A 15721-nucleotide genomic window follows, 5' to 3' on the forward strand; every position below is an offset into this window, starting at 1 on the left:
GAGCACGCCTGGACGCACGCTTCGCAGGAAGGATGACATGCCGCATCGAGCGCACGAGCTCCTCGTCATCCTGCCGACCTACAACGAAATCGCGTCTCTCGCGGCGGCCGTTTCGAGCGTGCACGGGCATCTCCCGCAAGCCGACATCGTCATCATCGATGATGCGAGCCCCGATGGGACTGGTGCGCTGGCGGATCGCCTCGCCAGCGCTGACCCGCGCGTGCGCGTGCAGCACCGCGCGGGCAAACTGGGGCTGGGCACGGCATACGTGCTGGGTTTCTCGACCGCGCTTGCGGAGGGCTACCGCACGGTCGTGGCAATGGATTCGGATGGGTCGCACCTCGCCTCGGATCTCCCCGCGTTGGTCGCGGCGGTGCACGATGGAGCCGGGTTGGCGATCGGCACGCGTTGGATCGTCGGCGGACGCATCGTGAACTGGCCCGTCTACCGGCGCTGGATCTCACGCATGGGCACAGCCTTCGCACGAAAGCTTCTGCGCTCGGAGCTGCACGACCTGACGAGCGGCTTCCGCGCGATCGACGCGCAGTGGCTCGCACGGCTCGATCTCACCGGCATCGACTCCGAGGGGTACGGCTTCCAAATTGAGACCGCCTGGCAGCTCGAACGTCTGGGCTGCCCCATCACCGAGGTTCCGATCACGTTCGTCGAGCGTGCCGATGGTCGTTCGAAAATGTCGCTGGGCATCGTGATTGAAGCATTCGTCAATGTTGTGCGCTGGGGTGTGCAGGCGCGCCGCTCACACAGGTCCGCCGGCTGATCGACGCGAAGACGCGCGAACAGCCGGCGGAGGGTCATGCGAGCGAGCGAGCTACTCCTCGCTGAGCGAAATCACACCGTAGTTCCAGCCCTTGCGCCGGTAGACGACGCTCGGATGCCCGGTCTCTTCGGAGATGAAGAGGAAGAAGTCGTGGCCGACGAGCTCCATGCGGTCGACAGCGTCTTCGACGCACATGCGCTCGGCAGGGAACTCCTTGGTGCGAATGACCACGGGCGTGTAGTCGGGCTCTTCCGCCTCGACGACGGGCACGCTGCCGGTCGCAACGGATTCCAGCACCTCAAGCGGAGCAGGGGTCACATCGACCGTTTCGAAGTCGTTCGCAGCGGCATCGGCGAGCGAGGTGCGCCCGCGACCACGGCGATCTTGCCGCTTGTCTTTCATGCGGCGAATGCGCTCAAGCACGCGCCCATAGGCGATGTCGAACGCGGAGTACTTGTCTCCACCCGCGGATTCCGCTCGGATCACCGGGCCCGGCCCGATCAACGTGATCTCGACGTGGTCGCCGTTCTGAGGGCTCCGGTCGCTCTGCCTGGAGACTCTCACTTCGAACGCCTGGGCCCGGGGCAGCAGCCCCTCGACTTTGTCGGTTTTCGACCCGACATAGTTCTCGAACCGATCGGTGATCCCGACGTTCTTGCCGCGGATGTTCACGTCCATGGTGACCTCCCTGGAGCCTCGGGCGGGTGTGCCATTTGGCGCACCGTTACGCCTTTCTCGAACTCTACTCCACCCATCGTCGGCGATTCCACCTCCTCAGAGATTCGGCGACATCTTTGCGGAATCTCCAAGGGAATCCCGGCGCACAGCAACGCAGACGACGGCGATACCGACCACTCGCGCCCCCGCGGACTCAAGCACGTCTCGCGCCGCACGCACGCTGGCGCCCGTCGTCACAATGTCGTCCACGAGCACGATCGGGCGCCCACGCACTCGAGCCGCCATCGAACGGCGCACGCTGATGCGACGCGCATTGCGCTCGCGATCAGCAGAGCTGAGGCCCACTTGACCGCTGCGTCCCCGTGTCGTGCGCAGCGCGCGCAGGCGCGGTGCGCACACCGGTGACCGCCGGAGCGCAGCATCGATCAGTACTTCGAGATGGTGGTACCCGCGACGGCGCACACTGCGCGGACGCGACGGCATCGGAACGATGAATGGCGCCTCCGGCGATCGCAGCATTGCGGCCCGTAGCGCAGGCGCGAATCGCTCCGCGATTCGCCGTCGGCAGCCGTACCTGCCGTCGTGCTTGAACGCGACGAGCACGGCACGCAGTGCTCCGTCGTACCGGTCGCAGGCGATGCCGGGCACACCGGCGATGTCGAATTCCTGCGGCGAGCGCCACTCTCGCACTTCTCGATCGCAGGCATCGCAGCAATCGCGGTCGGCGGCACCGCATGCCATGCAGGCGGTCGGCCAAACGAGTGCGGCGAGGTCCAGGCTGAGTTCACGGAGGGCGGAGCGGAGCGGGGTGCGCGACATGAGTCGATCGTGCCCCTCGAGCAGTGCGCGATCGCCGTCAGGCGATCCCGAGCCCGAACAACTCGTTGATTGCACCGCGAACGATGCGGTGTGCGCGCATCATTTCGACCGGCGGCACGCAGCAATCGCCGCATCGCCCCCACTACCCGCGTTTGGCCAGTACCGCGATATCCGTCGCCGTGCGCTGCCACCCGCTCGCCTGCGACGCGTAGAGGTCGCCCCGCTGTCCGAGCACGCGCAGCTGTGTGCGCGCCGAACCACCCATGAGGTGAACTCCGCCCTGCACAGACCCCTGATCGATCGGCAACAGCCCGACTCCCCCGAGAGTCACGCGACTCGTCGAATCGCCCTTCGTGAGCACGGCGAATCGCGTCTGGCCGACCCAGTCGAGATCGACGGGGGCGCCCGTTGCCCAGAGTTGCACGTCGGCCTCATCGGTGGTGCGCACCGGCACACCGTTCTCGTCGCGCACCACTCCAGCTACGAGTACCTGGGAGCCGTGCTCGTCTGAGAGGAGCGCTGCAATGCGACTGCCATCGGGCGAGAGGCGCACGGCAACGGGCGACCGCCCCGCGAGCCACGGGGCGGCGACCTGCACGGACGCACCGTCGCGGGTCGTCGCCTGCAGCGTCTGCGCCGAGCTCGACTGCAGCGTCCAGATGTATCCGAAGCGATCGAACATGGGCGGGAGCAGCCCGGTGCGCTCGTCGATCGCGACCACCCCGAGTGCGTCGACCCGGGTCACGCCACCACTGCTGAGCAGCGCGGCCGCGTCTCCTGCCGGGTTCAGCGTGATCGCGCTCGGATCGTAGTCTCCCAGTGTGTTCTCAAACCCTCCAGCCGCGATGAACTCTCCCGACACGATCGTGCCGAACTGGTCGCCGCTCAACACTGCAGCGTCGGTGACGTCGTTCACCAGTTGCGGCTCCGCAGTGCCTTCGGCGCTGTCGAACCGCACCGCCGTGCCCTCGGCGGTCAAGTCGAAGCCGCTCACATTTTGCACAGTCTGCAGGCTGAGACGCAGTTGCTGCCGAATCTCGCCCATCGCCGTCGGGCTCGCCTCGAGCACGTTGCCGGTCAGGTCGATACGAGCGCGTCCGTCAGTCACCGGCACCGAATTCATCACGAGGGCGGTGCCCGTCGGAAAGCCGCTGTGCACGACTTCGGAAAGACGCTCGCCCGGCCCCGCGAGCAGCGCCCCCACGATCTCGGTCGGGAGCGCGGCCCGGGTCATGAACCAGCGGGTTTCGGGCACGAGCGTCTCACCCGGGCCGACGAAGTAGAGCTGGTGCTGCGACCAGATCGTGGTGAACATCGTGGTGTCGAGAATGATGCCGTTCGGCGCCGACGAGATACGCCATTCATCATCGACCCGTTCGAGTTCGAAGCGCAGATTCGTGCTCTCCCCCGGCTCGATCGGCAGCATGAAGCCGTCGACATCGAGCTTCGCGGATGCCGCTACCGCGAGGGTCCCGGAGCCGTCCTCATTCGCGGTGAAGGGGCGGCTCCCATCATCGATCAGCACATCGGAGTCGGGGTTCCACTGCGAGGCGTAGTTCGGCGCGAGGAACTCGCGGGCCACGGCGTAGTTGTCTTCACTGGAGGTCGCCGCCTGAACGAAGCCGCGGACGATATCTTCCTGCGACGCCCCGGCAGCGGGTCCGTCCGGGTTGTACTGCACCTGCTGCTCCGCCTGCTGCAGATTGTCGAGACCGACCTGCACCGGGCCCGAGCCGGGAATCGCATTGCACCCGGTCAGCGCGAGCGCCGCACCGATGATCACGGCGATCGCACCGCATCGTGTTCGCTTCACCGCTTCTCCTTCCGAATTCTGCGCCCCGGGCGTCGCAACCACCCACCGGTCGCGGTCGGATCCCCCGCCGCTGCGACGTCTTCCGGTACGAGGGGCAGGGGCGACATGAAGCTGACGGCTTCACCTCTCGGCAGCGTCAGCCTGAAGTTCGTGCCCTCGCCGAGACGCGACCAGGCCTCGATGATGCCGCCGTGCACAGCCGCATCCTCCTGCGCGATGGCCAGCCCCAACCCGGTGCCACCCAATGTCCGCTTTCGCGACGGGTCCGCGCGCCAAAATCGGTCGAACACGTGCTCCAGGTCTTCCGCTTGCATGCCGATGCCCCAGTCGCGCACCGACAACGCGATCGCCGCAGCGTTGGAATCGATGGCGACGACGATCTGACGCCCTTCACCGTGCTCGATCGCGTTGCCGACAAGATTCGAGACGATGCGACGGATGCGACGAGCGTCGACGTCGATGGGCGCATAGCCCCCGAGCGGACGCACTTCGATGATGCCTTTCGAGAGCGGCTGCAGCCCAGCCACCACCTCGCTTGCGAGGGTCACGAGATTGGTCGGCTCGGTTTCCAAGGTCACTCGACCTGCGTCATATCGCGAAATCTCGAGCAGGTCTTCGAGCAATGATTCGAAGCGATCGATCTGGTCGCCGAGCACTTCGACCGCGCGCTGCTGGCCGGCTTCGAGCCCCTTCGCGCTGCTCTGCAACACTTGACTCGCGAGGCGCACGGTGGTCAGCGGTGTACGCAACTCGTGCGACACGTCGGAGACGAACCGCTGCTGCATCTCGGAGAGCTGATCGAGCTCCTGAATGCGCATCTGCAGGGTTTCGGCCATGTCGTTGAAGCCCTCCGAGAGCACGTCGAAGTGTTCGTCGTTCTGCAACGGCATGCGCGCATCGCTCTCTCCGGCTGCCAGCCTGCGGCTCGCCGCCGCCGCCGAGCGGATGGGTCGGAAGACGATGCGCGACATGATCCACACCAGAATGCCGATGAACGCCATCATCGCCGCCGCCGTGATCAAGAGGGTGCGCTGCACGAACGCCAGCGTGTCTTGGGTATCGGCGAGGTTGTAGCCGATGAACAGGTCGTAAGTGCCGGCACCCGACGGGAATGTCAGGCTCGACGCAACGACGATTCCTGATGAGATCGCCCCATTCTCGGCAGTGAACGTGACCGCCTGCCAGTGCTGCGCCTCCGTCGTCGACTGCACGGCGCGCGAGAGTTCCGGGCTCACCGCGTCGGGCAGCATGGTGCTCGTGAAGGAGGGCGGCGGCGCATCGGCGAAGCTCTCTTGCCCCGCTTGCCTGCGCAGATAGACCATTTGGCTCGACGAGGTGTCTTGCACCGTGCGACGCACCGAGGCGGCGAGCGTCGACAGACCCCCGCGATCGGTCGCATCCGAAGCATCGATCTGCCGCTGGGCCGCGACGGTCGCTCTCGCGGAGTCTTGCAGCGCCTGCTCCATGCGCGATGAGTACAGGTCGTCGGCGACGCTCGTCAAGATGAAGATGCCCGCCACCAGCACGATGAACCCCGTGACCATGCCGGTGATGGTCATGGTCCGCAGCATGAGCGAGCGCCGCCAACGCGCACGGAAGCGGCCCAGTACCGGTTCCGAGAAGCGGAGCCACTTCAAACGAGCGCGCCGCACCGCGGTGATGATCGCTGATCGGCGCGCGCGCGACGACATCACGCCCGCCTAGTCGACGGGGGTACCGGCACGGTACCCGACCCCGCGCACCGTCGTGACGATGGTCGGGTGATCCGGATCTTGCTCGATCTTCGCGCGCAGACGCTGCACGTGCACATTCACCAGGCGGGTGTCGGCCTTGTACTGGTACCCCCACACCTTCTCGAGCAGCACCTCGCGCGTGAACACCTGCTGCGGCTTGCGGGCAAGAATCGCGAGCAGGTCGAACTCCAAGGGGGTCAACGGAATCGGCTGCGAGCCGCGTCGCACCTCATGCGCGGAAACATCGATCGTCAGATCGCCGATGCGCAGCGTCTCGACCGAGTCGGGCTGCGGTTCGCGCAGCCGTGCCCGGATGCGCGCGATGAGCTCGGCGGGGTTGAACGGTTTCACGACGTAGTCATCGGCACCGGCCTCGAGCCCGCGCACCACATCGCGGGTGTCGGTGCGAGCGGTGAGCATGATGATCGGCGTACCCGACTCGGCGCGGATCTTCTCGGCCACCTCGATGCCGTCGAGCCCGGGCAGCATGACGTCGAGCAGCACCAGGTCGGGCCGCATCTCGCGAAACTTCTCGACCGCTTCCGCGCCATCGACGGAGTGCTCAGTGACGAATCCTTCGCCCTGCAGCACCATCCCCAGCATCTCCGCCAGAGCCCTGTCGTCGTCAACCACCAAGATGCGCGCGATCATGGTTCCCATTATGTCTGCAAAGCATCAAGAACTGCGGAATGCGCGGCCCTCATCAGCGCGACGCGGCGACCGCACTCAGTCGAGAACGGCGTTGAAGCGGTGCGAGTGGCCCTCAGTAGTGGTCGAACCGACCGGGAATCAAATCCCACGGGTCGGCGCCGAGATACTCGCACACCGCACGGTACACGCAGTACTCCAGGAACGACCGTCGGTGCTCGGCATCGTCGACGTGCAGCCCCTTCGCCCGCTGAATCGGCATGCGATAGAGCACGATGCTGCGCGACGCGCGATCGATCGTGTACAGCAGCGGCAGTTGGCTCTCGCCCGGAGCCTGCGATGGAGCCGTCTGAAACCCGAACCGCACTCCGCGCAACTCATCGGGCAGATACCCCTGCAACACCTCTACGGCGGCGCGGGCGTCGGCCTCGAATCGGCGGAATCGGCTCTCGGGGTCGGGCAGCGTCGGCCCTGAGAGCGACGAGCGGATCGGCCGCCGCCCGTGCCGTGAACCACGACCGCGAGACGGCACCTGCGGGGCCTGCGGCTCCCTGCGACGACCGAACATGCCTCGAGTCTACGCGTTAGCGCGGGTAGACCGTGAGCGTACCGTCGCGGGGGTCGGGAGCGATGATCGGGTATCCCGCGATCGACGATCCCGATACGATGCGCACGCCGGCGAAGACGGGTGCCGAGCTCGTCAGCACGGCGTCGGCAGGGGCCTCGACGGCGAGAGCCGCACCGGGTTCGACGGTAGCCGTCGACGGCTTGCCCGACCCGTTCGAGCTTGCGATTTCGATCTTCGCCTCGTCGGTACCGGGGTTGACCACCACGAGTCGGCCGCCCTTCGCGACCGGCACGGCGACCTCGGTGTCTGCGGCGATCGCGGACGCGGGGGTGAACCATTCGAAATCGTGCGCTTCATCGGTACCAGCCGAGCCCATGGCGCTCGCGACGATCGGCACATCAGCGTCGATCTCGATCGCGTTCGCCCCGGCCGGCAGCGCGGCGACGCTGAGTTCGCCCACGGTGTTCGGCAGGAGGTCGATGGTTCCGAGGTCGGTCGCCTTGCCCGCACGATCGACCGCGCGCACCGCCGCGGTGCCGCCGGATTCACCGGGAGCGAGCGCCCGCACGACGACCGGATACGCGTCGCCCTCACCCGAGTCGTTCGGCCCACGATCGTCGCCGTCCGCGTTCTCGAATGCCGGAATGACGAGCGAGGTCTGAGGTTCGACCTGCGAGGTGACCGCAGACGCGCCGAACGGTGTGATCCCCGAGCTCTGCGCCACGCCGAGATGGGCAGTGACCGGCGCTCCAGTACTCTCGACGCGCACCGCGAGGCGTTCACGATCAGGGGCGTATCCGTTCACCGACACGATCTGCTGCGTTCCGGGCGCAACGAGTACGCCCGCTGTCTGCACCGAATCGACCGCACCGTTCTCGTCGTACACGCTGATTGTCACCGTCGCCGGCACCGAGCCGGGATTGCCCAGGCTCAAGGTCGTCGAGATGCCGAGCGACGTCGCTCCTCCAATGAGCCACTGCTCGTTGACGGGTTCGGTGCAGCTGCTCGCGACGGTGCCGCGCAGGCTGTCGGAGTTCACCGTTTGGGTCTGCACCGTCGCGAGCGGGTCAGATGCCGAGGCGGTGATGACCCCGGGCAATCCGCTGTCTCCCGAAGACCGAGCGAGCACTGAGGTGCCCGAGGCCGTGCCCGAGACCGCAAGCGTCGGTTCACCCGCGGGAATCGCTACTCCGGGCTGCGAGGTGTCGGCTCCGAGTTCGGCGAATGCGCCGGCGCACACGAGCGTGCGCGTGGTGTTCTGCGTGGTGTCAACGGTGATCGCAAGAGGCTCCACGGTGACCGAGGGGAGCTCGACGGTGCCGGCGAGCACCGCGGTCGCACCTGCTGCGGCGACGATGAGCAGGCCGGTAACGGCGCGGGCGCCGCCGCGCAGCAGTCGTGATCGATCGGTCATCAGCGCGTCCCCTCGGTTGACTCGGTGTCGTCGCCTGCGGGCGCATCGATCGTCGGTGATGCAGACGGTGCCGGATCGCCCGACGTTTCGCTGTCTGCGACCTCGGGGGCGGTGACGGGCTCGAGGTTGGGCTTGGACTCCGCCTCGGGGGCACCCGCGTCGCCACTGTCGATAACCGGGTCGGTGTGCACGGTGGCCGGCGTCGAGTCTGCGGCGACGGCGGCGCGTTCGCGACCCGCGCGCGCCTTGCGACGCGACGGCTTCTTTCGACGCTCCGGTCGGTAGGTCACTTCGGCGGTCGGCAGTGCGAGCAGCAAGACCCCGAGCAGCACGACGATCTGAATTGCCCAGATCGTCGATCCGCTGAGCGAGGTGCCTCCCAACCGGGTCCCCGCGTCACCGGGGTCCGTGGCGGCGGCTTCGGGCTGCTGCACTCTCCAGAGCAATCCCTGCTCGGTGAGCCCGGCGCTCGAGAGCGCCTGATGCTGATCGAAGACGCGCTGCAGCTCCGAGCGCTCGAGATCGTCGCCGCCCGCGGGCAGCAGCACGAACCCGACACCGGCTTCATGCAGAGCGTCGGTCACGTCGGCGCCGCCCACACTGGCCAGACCGCCGACGAGGTCGGCGAGCTGCTGATCCTCAGCGCTCGCCTCTGGCGTGGTGACCGAGGTGCGGATCTCGTCGAGTCGCAGGCCGCTGCCGGTCACGAGCTCGGCGCGCACCGAATGCGCGCTCTCCGCGGAAATCACCAGGGTACGCACGCCGGGGTCGGTCTCGCCCGCCGCTTGCACGAGCGCCGGCATCTGGTCGCTCGCGGGCGCGAAGCCGACTCGATCGAGCACGAGCTGTGTGGCGACCGGGCCGACCGCCACGATCGCGGCGATGAGCGCGACCGACACCACCGGTGCAGCACCGCGTCGCAGGGCGTGGGCGCCCACGGCGGCGAGGCCGACCAGTGCGATCCAATACAGCGCCAGGCCTGATCCCGTCCAGACCGAAATCACCGTGTCGCCGGCAACCGTCAGCTGCAGCTGCGCCGCGGCGACCGCTGTGGCGAGGCCCAGACCGCCGAGAGCGGCATGCAGCAGGGTGACGGCGACTCGACCGGTGAAGAGTCCCAGGAGCGCGAGCAGGGCGAGCGGCAGCATGAGCACGCCGACGAGCAGCGTCGCCGGGGGCCCGCCGAGTCCGATGCCATCGAGAATTCCGGCCCATCCCTCCAGACCGAACTCAGGGAAACCGAGCATCAGGTGCCAGGTGTTCCCCGGCTGGAACGGTGAAACGATGCCCGGGTCGACGAGAATGTCGAGAGGTCGCCCCGCGATCAGGCTCGTCACGATCTTCGGCGCGAACAGAATCGCCGGCACCAGCGCCGTCTTCAGCACTCGAGCGGCTCCCCGCAGCGTCGTGCAGAGTCCGATGACCAGCATGACCAGCGCGGCAGGAATCAGGATCGGTGCGGAGGCGAGCGCGGCAGCTGCAAGCAGCGACGCCGTGCCCGCCCAACTCCACGATTCTCGGCAGCGAGAGGCAGCGAGCAGCAACCACGGAAGAACGACGGCGAGCACGAGCGTCTGCAAGCGCCCCCCGGCCAGCGACCCGAGCAGCACGGGGCTCAGGCTGAACCCGAGCGCGAGCAGTGCACGCCCCGCCTTCGACTCGGTGAGCTGTGCTCCCCAGATCCAGGCGCCGAGCGCCGTCAGCGGAATCGACACCACCATGAGCAGCACAATGATGTGCGAGGGGTTCCAGAACGTCAGCGACCCGAGCAGTGCGAGCACCCAGGTGAACGGATCAGCGGGGTTGCCGTCGATGGGCCGGGTATTCGACCAGAGCTGATCGATCGGGCTCAGCGGTGCCAGGCCTCCCCCGAAGAGGCTGGTCTGCGGCAGCGCCCACCACAGCAGTACGACGGCAGCGACCGCGGATCCGGCGAGCACGGCGAGGCCACCCGACGAGATGAAGTGCATCTCGCGACGCTGCTGCCCCGTCGAGGCGAGAATCGCCTCGCGATCGATCATCCGCGCCGTGCGCACGGTCTTCGGGTCGATGCGCAGCTGCCGCACGGCTGCCCACCCGGCGGTCGAATGAGCTCGAATGCGTCGGCGCGACGCGAGAATCGCATGCGGGGTGAAGAATACGGAGAACGTCGCGATCAATTCGCCGAGCATATTGCCGGGCTGTTCGCGGATCAGCGCCCAGAGCACGCGCAGGAGCGCGTAGATCGGCAGACCCAACCATTCGAAGAACGCGAAGAATGCCGGGGCGTAGGAGATCCGACGATGCAGGTGCGACGCCCGTGCCTGACGATGGGCTTGCCGCATCACCGAGCGGCGTCGATCGATGCGCGGGCCAGCGATACCGCTCTGCGCAAAACGCACGCGCGAGGCCGGCGCGACCTCGACACGATGCCCGGCGAGTCGTGCGCGCACACTGAAATCGAGGCCGTCATCGTAGACGGGCAGTGCGGGATCGAACCCGCCGAGCTGCTCCCAGACGTCGCGTCGCACAAGCATGCCGACCGGGCCGACACCCAGCACGTCTTGCATGTGGTCGTATTGCTGCTGGTCGAGTTCCTGGCGACGCAATGTCCATCGAGCGCCGTAGCGCGTCAGGCTCTGGCCCAGCTCGATGATGCGCTCGGGATGATCCCAGTCGACGATCTTCGGGCCGGCGACCACCACCGAGGGGGCGCGCTGCACACTGCTGAGAATGTGCTCGAGTGCTTCGGGTTCGGGGCATGAGTCTTCGCTGAGCAGCCAGATCCAGTCTGCCTCGGCCGCCGCACCATCTGCTGCGGCCGGCGCCAAAGCCTCGACTCCACGCGCAACCGCTTGGCCGAACGAGACGCGAGTCGGAATGCCGACCACTCGCTCCGCACCGCTCGCGAGCAGTTGCTCGCGCACCGAATCGGCACCGCCGTTGTTGACCGCGATGACGTTCGCGGGCGCCAGCGTCTGGCCGGTAATGCCGGCGATGGTCTGGTCGAGCCATTCGCCGCCCCGATGGGCGACCAGGATGGCGGTTACTCGCGTGCGCATCACTCGGTCAGTTTAGGTGCGGAAATTGTGCGCACCGTGGAGCCATGCCGTGCGGGTCAGATCGCGTCGCGGCGCAGCTTGCGGCGCTCACGCTCGGAGAGGCCGCCCCAGATACCGAAGCGCTCATCGTTCTCGAGCGCGTACTCCAGGCAATCCGAACGCACTTCGCAGCCCTCGCAGATGCGCTTGGCTTCTCGCGTCGAGCCGCCCTTCTCAGGGAAGAAAGCTTCGGGGTCCGTCTGCGCACACAGCGCATCCGTCTGCCACGCGAGTGCTTCGTCGTCGCCCTCGCGACGAATACCCGGGGTGCCGAGGAAAACCGGATCAACGAACCAGTTGCCGGGTACCGGCGTGTGCGATGTGTCGCTCAACAGACCGTCCCTTCCTCGACGTCAGCGATGCGGGTTCGCGATCGCACTCCCATAATTACACCGTTGTGATTCGTTCAAGTCAAGCTGAGGATTTTAAACCCTCGACAACGCATTGAGGGTGGTGGACACGCTGGCGTGTCGCAACTGTGCTCCGATCTGTCGGATGCGTCATCCCCAGATGACGAGCATGCGGTAGGTCATGACCGCGACGGAGAGATGCACCACCGCGAGCACGAGATTGGCCCATCGCGTGCGATCCACCAGCGCCCAAAACCCCGCACACAGTGGCAGCAGCAGCGCCACGATCAAGTACATCCAGAATTCGAGCGGATCGCCCACCGGCGAGTTGCCCGACGCCGGAGCGGCGATCGAGACCACGACCTGCGCCACCAGCAGCAGCGCGACGAGCAGCGTCGCGCCCATGGTGTAATCGTTCGGTGCACGTTTGCGCAGCGCCTCCACGGAGCACAGGCCGGCTGCCAGCAGCGCGATGGCAATGATCGCAATGGCGAACCACAGAATCACTGCGCGGCCTCCTGTACGACCGGGAAGTTCGTGACCGCCCGCAAGCGCCCCCGCTTCACCTCGACCAGCCCCACAAGACGCTCTCCGGGACCGACTGCTGCGACCAGCGGGGCATCGTGGCCAGTGCCGCCTTCGGCATCGATCACCACTTTCTTGCCGTTGCCGAGATCAACGGACTGCGACTCCGTGAGGTCGACGCGGGGAAACAGCGCCGTCGCGACCGCCGTGGGGTGCAGCAGCGGGAGCGGCCCGCCATCCGCGAGCTCCGCCGTAGCTGCAGCGCCACTCACGTCGAACGGTCCGACGTGCGTGCGGCGCAGCGCAGTGAGGTGGCCACCGACGTCGAGCAGTGCCCCCAGGTCGCGCGCGAGCGCCCGAATGTAGGTTCCCGACGAGCAGCGCACGGTCGCGTCGATGTCGACGACGTCCGCACCTGACTCATCAGTCGTGCGCACCGGATCGCCGAGCTCGAAGGCGTACACAGTCACGGGCCGCTTCTTCAACTCGACCGTCTCACCCGAGCGCACGCGGTCGTACGCCCGACGGCCGTCGACCTTGATGGCGCTCACCGCGCTCGGCGCCTGCTCGATGTCGCCGGTCAACGTGGCTGCTGCGGCAATGATGCGCTCGCGCGTGACCGCTGCGATCTGTTCGGGAGTCGCCACGCTGATGCGCTCGCCCTCGCGATCATCGGTCACGGTGGCGGACCCAAGGCGAATCGTCGTGACGTATGTTTTCTCGAGGCCCACGAGGTGCGTGAGCAGACGCGTCGACGGCCCGGCGCCCAGCACGAGCAGCCCGGTCGCCATCGGATCGAGGGTGCCGGCGTGCCCGACCTTGCGTGTGCCCAACGCACGACGCGACTTCGCGACCACGTCGTGACTCGTCCACCCCTCCGCCTTGTCGATGAGCAGAATGGCACCCTGGGCGGGCAGCGGAGCGGGGTCGTTCGTCACCCTGACAGCCTACGCGGTCGCACCTCGCAGTCGGCCTGCGCGCCTACACTGGAGCCGATGAGCGCAGCAGAAGGAACCGGTGGCCCGGCGGCATCGGCCCTCGCCGAAGCCTTGAACGCCTGGTACCTGCGTTCGGCTCGCGACCTGCCCTGGCGGGCGCCCGATCTCTCGGCCTGGGCGATCCTCGTCTCTGAATTCATGCTGCAGCAGACGCAGGTCGACCGCGTGCTCCCACGCTGGGTGACTTGGCTGGAGCGCTGGCCGACGCCATCGGCTCTCGCCGCGGAAGAACCCGGAGAAGCTGTACGGGCGTGGGATCGCCTCGGCTATCCGCGCCGCGCGCTCTGGCTGCACCGCGCCGCCGTCGAAATCGCCGAGCAGCACGGCGATGTCGTGCCCAGCGATGTCGACGAATTGCTCGCGCTCACCGGTGTCGGCCCCTATACGGCGCGCGCCGTCGCCGCATTCGCCTACGGTGAGCGCCACCCCGTCGTCGATACGAATACCCGGCGCGTCATCGCGCGCGCCGTCCACGGTCGCGCCGCTGCGGGAATGCCAGCGCCCTCCGATCTCACCGATATGGAGGCGCTGCTCCCCGAAGAGCGCGCGTCAGCTGCCGTCTTCAACGCTGCGGCGATGGAACTCGGCGCCGTCGTATGCACGGCTCGCGCACCGAAGTGCGACGCCTGCCCGATCGCTGCCTGGTGCGAATGGCGGGGTGCCGGCTACCCCGACAATGCGCCGCAGAAGCGCCCCAAACAGGCTGCCTTCGCCGGCAGCGACCGCCAGGTACGCGGCCGCATCATGGCGCTGCTGCGTCGGTCTTCCGAGGCAGTCATGCGTGAAAGTGCGCTCGCAGCTGCCGCCGACGGGGGCGTCCGCGATCCGGAACAGCCGCTTCGCGCCTACGACTCGCTCATCGCCGATGGCTTGATGGTCGAGTTCGAGGGGCGCGCTCGGCTGCCGTAGCGACTACTCGCGCTCGTCGTCCTCGCGCGGCTTCACGTACGGATCGGCCTCGCCCGCATACTGCGCACCTGATGCCAGTGCCGCCGACTCCTCGTCGCGACGCTTCGCCTCGGCGAGCAGGTCGTTGAGGTGCTGAGCACTCTCGGGCAGCTCATCGTGGATGAACTCGAGCGTCGGAGTCAACCGCGTGCCGAGCTGCTTGCCCACTTCCGTGCGCAGCATGCCGGTCGCCGCTTTCAGCGCGGCCGCCGTGTCCGTCTGCTCCTGCTCATCGCCGTACACGGTGTAGAAAATGCTCGCGTGCTGCAAATCGCCCGTCACGCGAACGTCGGTGATCGTGACAAAGCCGAGGCGCGGATCGCGCAGCCCCTTTTCGAGGCGCCGCGCGATGATCTGCTGAATGCGCTCGGCGACTTTACCCGCCCGTGGATTACTCATGCGCCCAGCCTACCGCTGACACTTTCCGAGATCGTGCCGACACTTCCCTCTACGATAGAGAGCAGTCGGAACGTACGCGACCGTCGCTTGAGGAGGCGCTTTCATGACTTATCCGCCCAACCCTGAGAACTCCGGAGCTCCCGAGGAGCAGCCGGTACCGGGCTCGGAGTCCACGCAGGATCCCGCGGCGCCCCAGCCGCCGGCCGCTCCGCAGTGGGAGTCGCCCGCACAGCAGACGCCGCCGACCTTCGAGCCGCCGCAGTACGGGGCTCCCCAGTACGAGGCGCCGCAGTACGGTGCGCCTCAGTACGGCGCCCCGCAGCAGCCGCCGCCCCCGTACACGCCCCCGGCCGCCTCGCTGTACCCGAACCAGCCGCAGCCCCAGTACGCCTCGGCCCCGGCCTACGCCGCAGGCGTCACGGGAGTGCCCGGGCCCGGCGAGCCGTTCAACGGTGCGGTCGATCCCGAAGATCTCCTTCGCCCGCTCTACGGCGCGACGTTCGGGCAGTCGGTGCGTCGCTTCTTCAAGAACTACGCCAACTTCTCGGGCCGCGCTTCGCGCAGCGAATACTGGTGGATCGCGCTATTCTCGTTCCTGGTGAGCCTCATTCCGCTGGTGCTCTACATCATCGGCATCGTCATGCTGGCGAGCGCGAGCGCAACGTCGTCCTACTACGATGACGACTTCGGCAGCGGGTACGGATCGGCAACAGCCGCACCTGCCGCGGGTGTCGGCATCGGCCTGGTCATCATCGGCGCGATCCTGCTGCTCGTCATCGGCCTCGCAACGATCGTGCCGGGTCTCGCCATCTCGTGGCGACGATTCCACGACGCCAACTTCGCCGGGCCGTTCTACTTCCTGTCGTTCATTCCGTACCTGGGCGGCCTGGTCGTTCTCGTCTTCATGTGCCTGCCCCCCAGCCCCCTCGGGCGACGCTTCGACCGCGTCTGAGCACGGCAGCACCGGCTG

The 15721-nt window shown here is 67.3% G+C and carries 15 protein-coding genes; 3 read left to right on the forward strand and 12 right to left on the reverse strand.

Annotated features, from left to right (window positions below):
* Nucleotides 1-37 precede the first annotated feature (37 nt).
* On the forward strand, nt 38-778 hold the full coding sequence (locus AMS67_RS09145) for a polyprenol monophosphomannose synthase (protein ID WP_053387105.1): 741 nt from the start codon (nt 38-40) through the stop codon (nt 776-778).
* A gap of 51 nt (nt 779-829) precedes the next feature.
* Here AMS67_RS09145 and hpf read toward each other — a convergent pair whose 3' ends face one another.
* The 11 genes from hpf to truB form a co-directional block, all read right to left on the reverse strand.
* The gene (gene hpf / locus AMS67_RS09150; RefSeq protein ID WP_053387106.1) at nt 830-1456 is read right to left on the reverse strand and encodes a ribosome hibernation-promoting factor, HPF/YfiA family; all 627 of its coding nucleotides are present in this window, start codon (nt 1454-1456) and stop codon (nt 830-832) included.
* A 96-nt stretch (nt 1457-1552) separates the two neighbouring features.
* Complete coding sequence (locus AMS67_RS09155) at nt 1553-2275, reverse strand: ComF family protein (RefSeq protein ID WP_053387107.1); 723 nt, start codon at nt 2273-2275, stop codon at nt 1553-1555.
* 142 nt (nt 2276-2417) lie between these two features.
* Nucleotides 2418-4088: an LpqB family beta-propeller domain-containing protein gene (locus AMS67_RS09160; RefSeq protein ID WP_053387108.1), complete on the reverse strand. Its 1671-nt coding sequence runs from the start codon at nt 4086-4088 to the stop codon at nt 2418-2420.
* Nucleotides 4085-5779 carry an MtrAB system histidine kinase MtrB gene (mtrB, locus tag AMS67_RS09165; RefSeq protein ID WP_053387109.1) on the reverse strand — a complete coding sequence of 565 codons (1695 nt, stop codon included), beginning with the start codon at nt 5777-5779 and terminating at the stop codon, nt 4085-4087. The genes AMS67_RS09160 and mtrB overlap by 4 nt, the downstream gene beginning before the upstream one ends.
* A gap of 9 nt (nt 5780-5788) precedes the next feature.
* Nucleotides 5789-6472, reverse strand: coding sequence for an MtrAB system response regulator MtrA (gene mtrA / locus AMS67_RS09170; RefSeq protein ID WP_053387110.1), 684 nt, complete (start codon nt 6470-6472; stop codon nt 5789-5791).
* A gap of 112 nt (nt 6473-6584) precedes the next feature.
* Nucleotides 6585-7037 carry a metallopeptidase family protein gene (locus AMS67_RS09175; RefSeq protein WP_053387111.1) on the reverse strand — a complete coding sequence of 151 codons (453 nt, stop codon included), beginning with the start codon at nt 7035-7037 and terminating at the stop codon, nt 6585-6587.
* 16 nt (nt 7038-7053) lie between these two features.
* Nucleotides 7054-8451, reverse strand: coding sequence for a DUF5719 family protein (locus AMS67_RS09180; protein ID WP_053387112.1), 1398 nt, complete (start codon nt 8449-8451; stop codon nt 7054-7056).
* Complete coding sequence (locus AMS67_RS09185) at nt 8451-11492, reverse strand: glycosyltransferase (protein WP_241488034.1); 3042 nt, start codon at nt 11490-11492, stop codon at nt 8451-8453. Before AMS67_RS09185 ends, AMS67_RS09180 begins: the two co-directional genes overlap by 1 nt.
* A 56-nt stretch (nt 11493-11548) precedes the next feature.
* Complete coding sequence (locus AMS67_RS09190) at nt 11549-11863, reverse strand: WhiB family transcriptional regulator (protein WP_075201299.1); 315 nt, start codon at nt 11861-11863, stop codon at nt 11549-11551.
* 168 nt (nt 11864-12031) lie between these two features.
* Nucleotides 12032-12388 (reverse strand): hypothetical protein, encoded by a 357-nt coding sequence (locus AMS67_RS09195; RefSeq protein ID WP_053387113.1) that lies wholly within the window; start codon nt 12386-12388, stop codon nt 12032-12034.
* Nucleotides 12385-13344: a tRNA pseudouridine(55) synthase TruB gene (gene truB / locus AMS67_RS09200; protein ID WP_053387114.1), complete on the reverse strand. Its 960-nt coding sequence runs from the start codon at nt 13342-13344 to the stop codon at nt 12385-12387. Before truB ends, AMS67_RS09195 begins: the two co-directional genes overlap by 4 nt.
* A 57-nt stretch (nt 13345-13401) precedes the next feature.
* On the opposite strand from truB, the gene AMS67_RS09205 reads away from it, so the two are divergent.
* Nucleotides 13402-14313: an iron-sulfur binding domain-containing protein gene (locus AMS67_RS09205; RefSeq protein WP_053387115.1), complete on the forward strand. Its 912-nt coding sequence runs from the start codon at nt 13402-13404 to the stop codon at nt 14311-14313.
* Between the two features lie 3 nt (nt 14314-14316).
* Here AMS67_RS09205 and rbfA read toward each other — a convergent pair whose 3' ends face one another.
* A complete protein-coding gene (gene rbfA, locus AMS67_RS09210; RefSeq protein ID WP_053354137.1) occupies nt 14317-14751 on the reverse strand; it encodes a 30S ribosome-binding factor RbfA in 435 nt (144 codons plus the stop codon).
* Nucleotides 14752-14854: 103 nt separating this feature from the next.
* On the opposite strand from rbfA, the gene AMS67_RS09215 reads away from it, so the two are divergent.
* Nucleotides 14855-15703: a DUF805 domain-containing protein gene (locus tag AMS67_RS09215; protein WP_053387116.1), complete on the forward strand. Its 849-nt coding sequence runs from the start codon at nt 14855-14857 to the stop codon at nt 15701-15703.
* The last annotated feature ends 18 nt before the right edge of the window (nt 15704-15721 follow it).

The sequence above is a fragment of the Leucobacter japonicus genome (assembly GCF_001273855.1).
Classification (GTDB): Bacteria; Actinomycetota; Actinomycetes; order Actinomycetales; family Microbacteriaceae; genus Leucobacter; species Leucobacter japonicus.

Coding starts and splice junctions, on each gene's coding strand:
- hpf (WP_053387106.1), bottom strand. CDS start 1,456: ATGGACGTGAACATCCGCGGCAAGAACGTCGGGATCACCGATCGGTTC.
- AMS67_RS09145 (WP_053387105.1), top strand. CDS start 38: ATGCCGCATCGAGCGCACGAGCTCCTCGTCATCCTGCCGACCTACAAC.
- AMS67_RS09185 (WP_241488034.1), bottom strand. CDS start 11,492: ATGCGCACGCGAGTAACCGCCATCCTGGTCGCCCATCGGGGCGGCGAA.
- mtrA (WP_053387110.1), bottom strand. CDS start 6,472: ATGATCGCGCGCATCTTGGTGGTTGACGACGACAGGGCTCTGGCGGAG.
- rbfA (WP_053354137.1), bottom strand. CDS start 14,751: ATGAGTAATCCACGGGCGGGTAAAGTCGCCGAGCGCATTCAGCAGATC.
- AMS67_RS09155 (WP_053387107.1), bottom strand. CDS start 2,275: ATGTCGCGCACCCCGCTCCGCTCCGCCCTCCGTGAACTCAGCCTGGAC.
- AMS67_RS09180 (WP_053387112.1), bottom strand. CDS start 8,451: ATGACCGATCGATCACGACTGCTGCGCGGCGGCGCCCGCGCCGTTACC.
- mtrB (WP_053387109.1), bottom strand. CDS start 5,779: ATGTCGTCGCGCGCGCGCCGATCAGCGATCATCACCGCGGTGCGGCGC.
- AMS67_RS09205 (WP_053387115.1), top strand. CDS start 13,402: ATGAGCGCAGCAGAAGGAACCGGTGGCCCGGCGGCATCGGCCCTCGCC.
- AMS67_RS09175 (WP_053387111.1), bottom strand. CDS start 7,037: ATGTTCGGTCGTCGCAGGGAGCCGCAGGCCCCGCAGGTGCCGTCTCGC.
- AMS67_RS09215 (WP_053387116.1), top strand. CDS start 14,855: ATGACTTATCCGCCCAACCCTGAGAACTCCGGAGCTCCCGAGGAGCAG.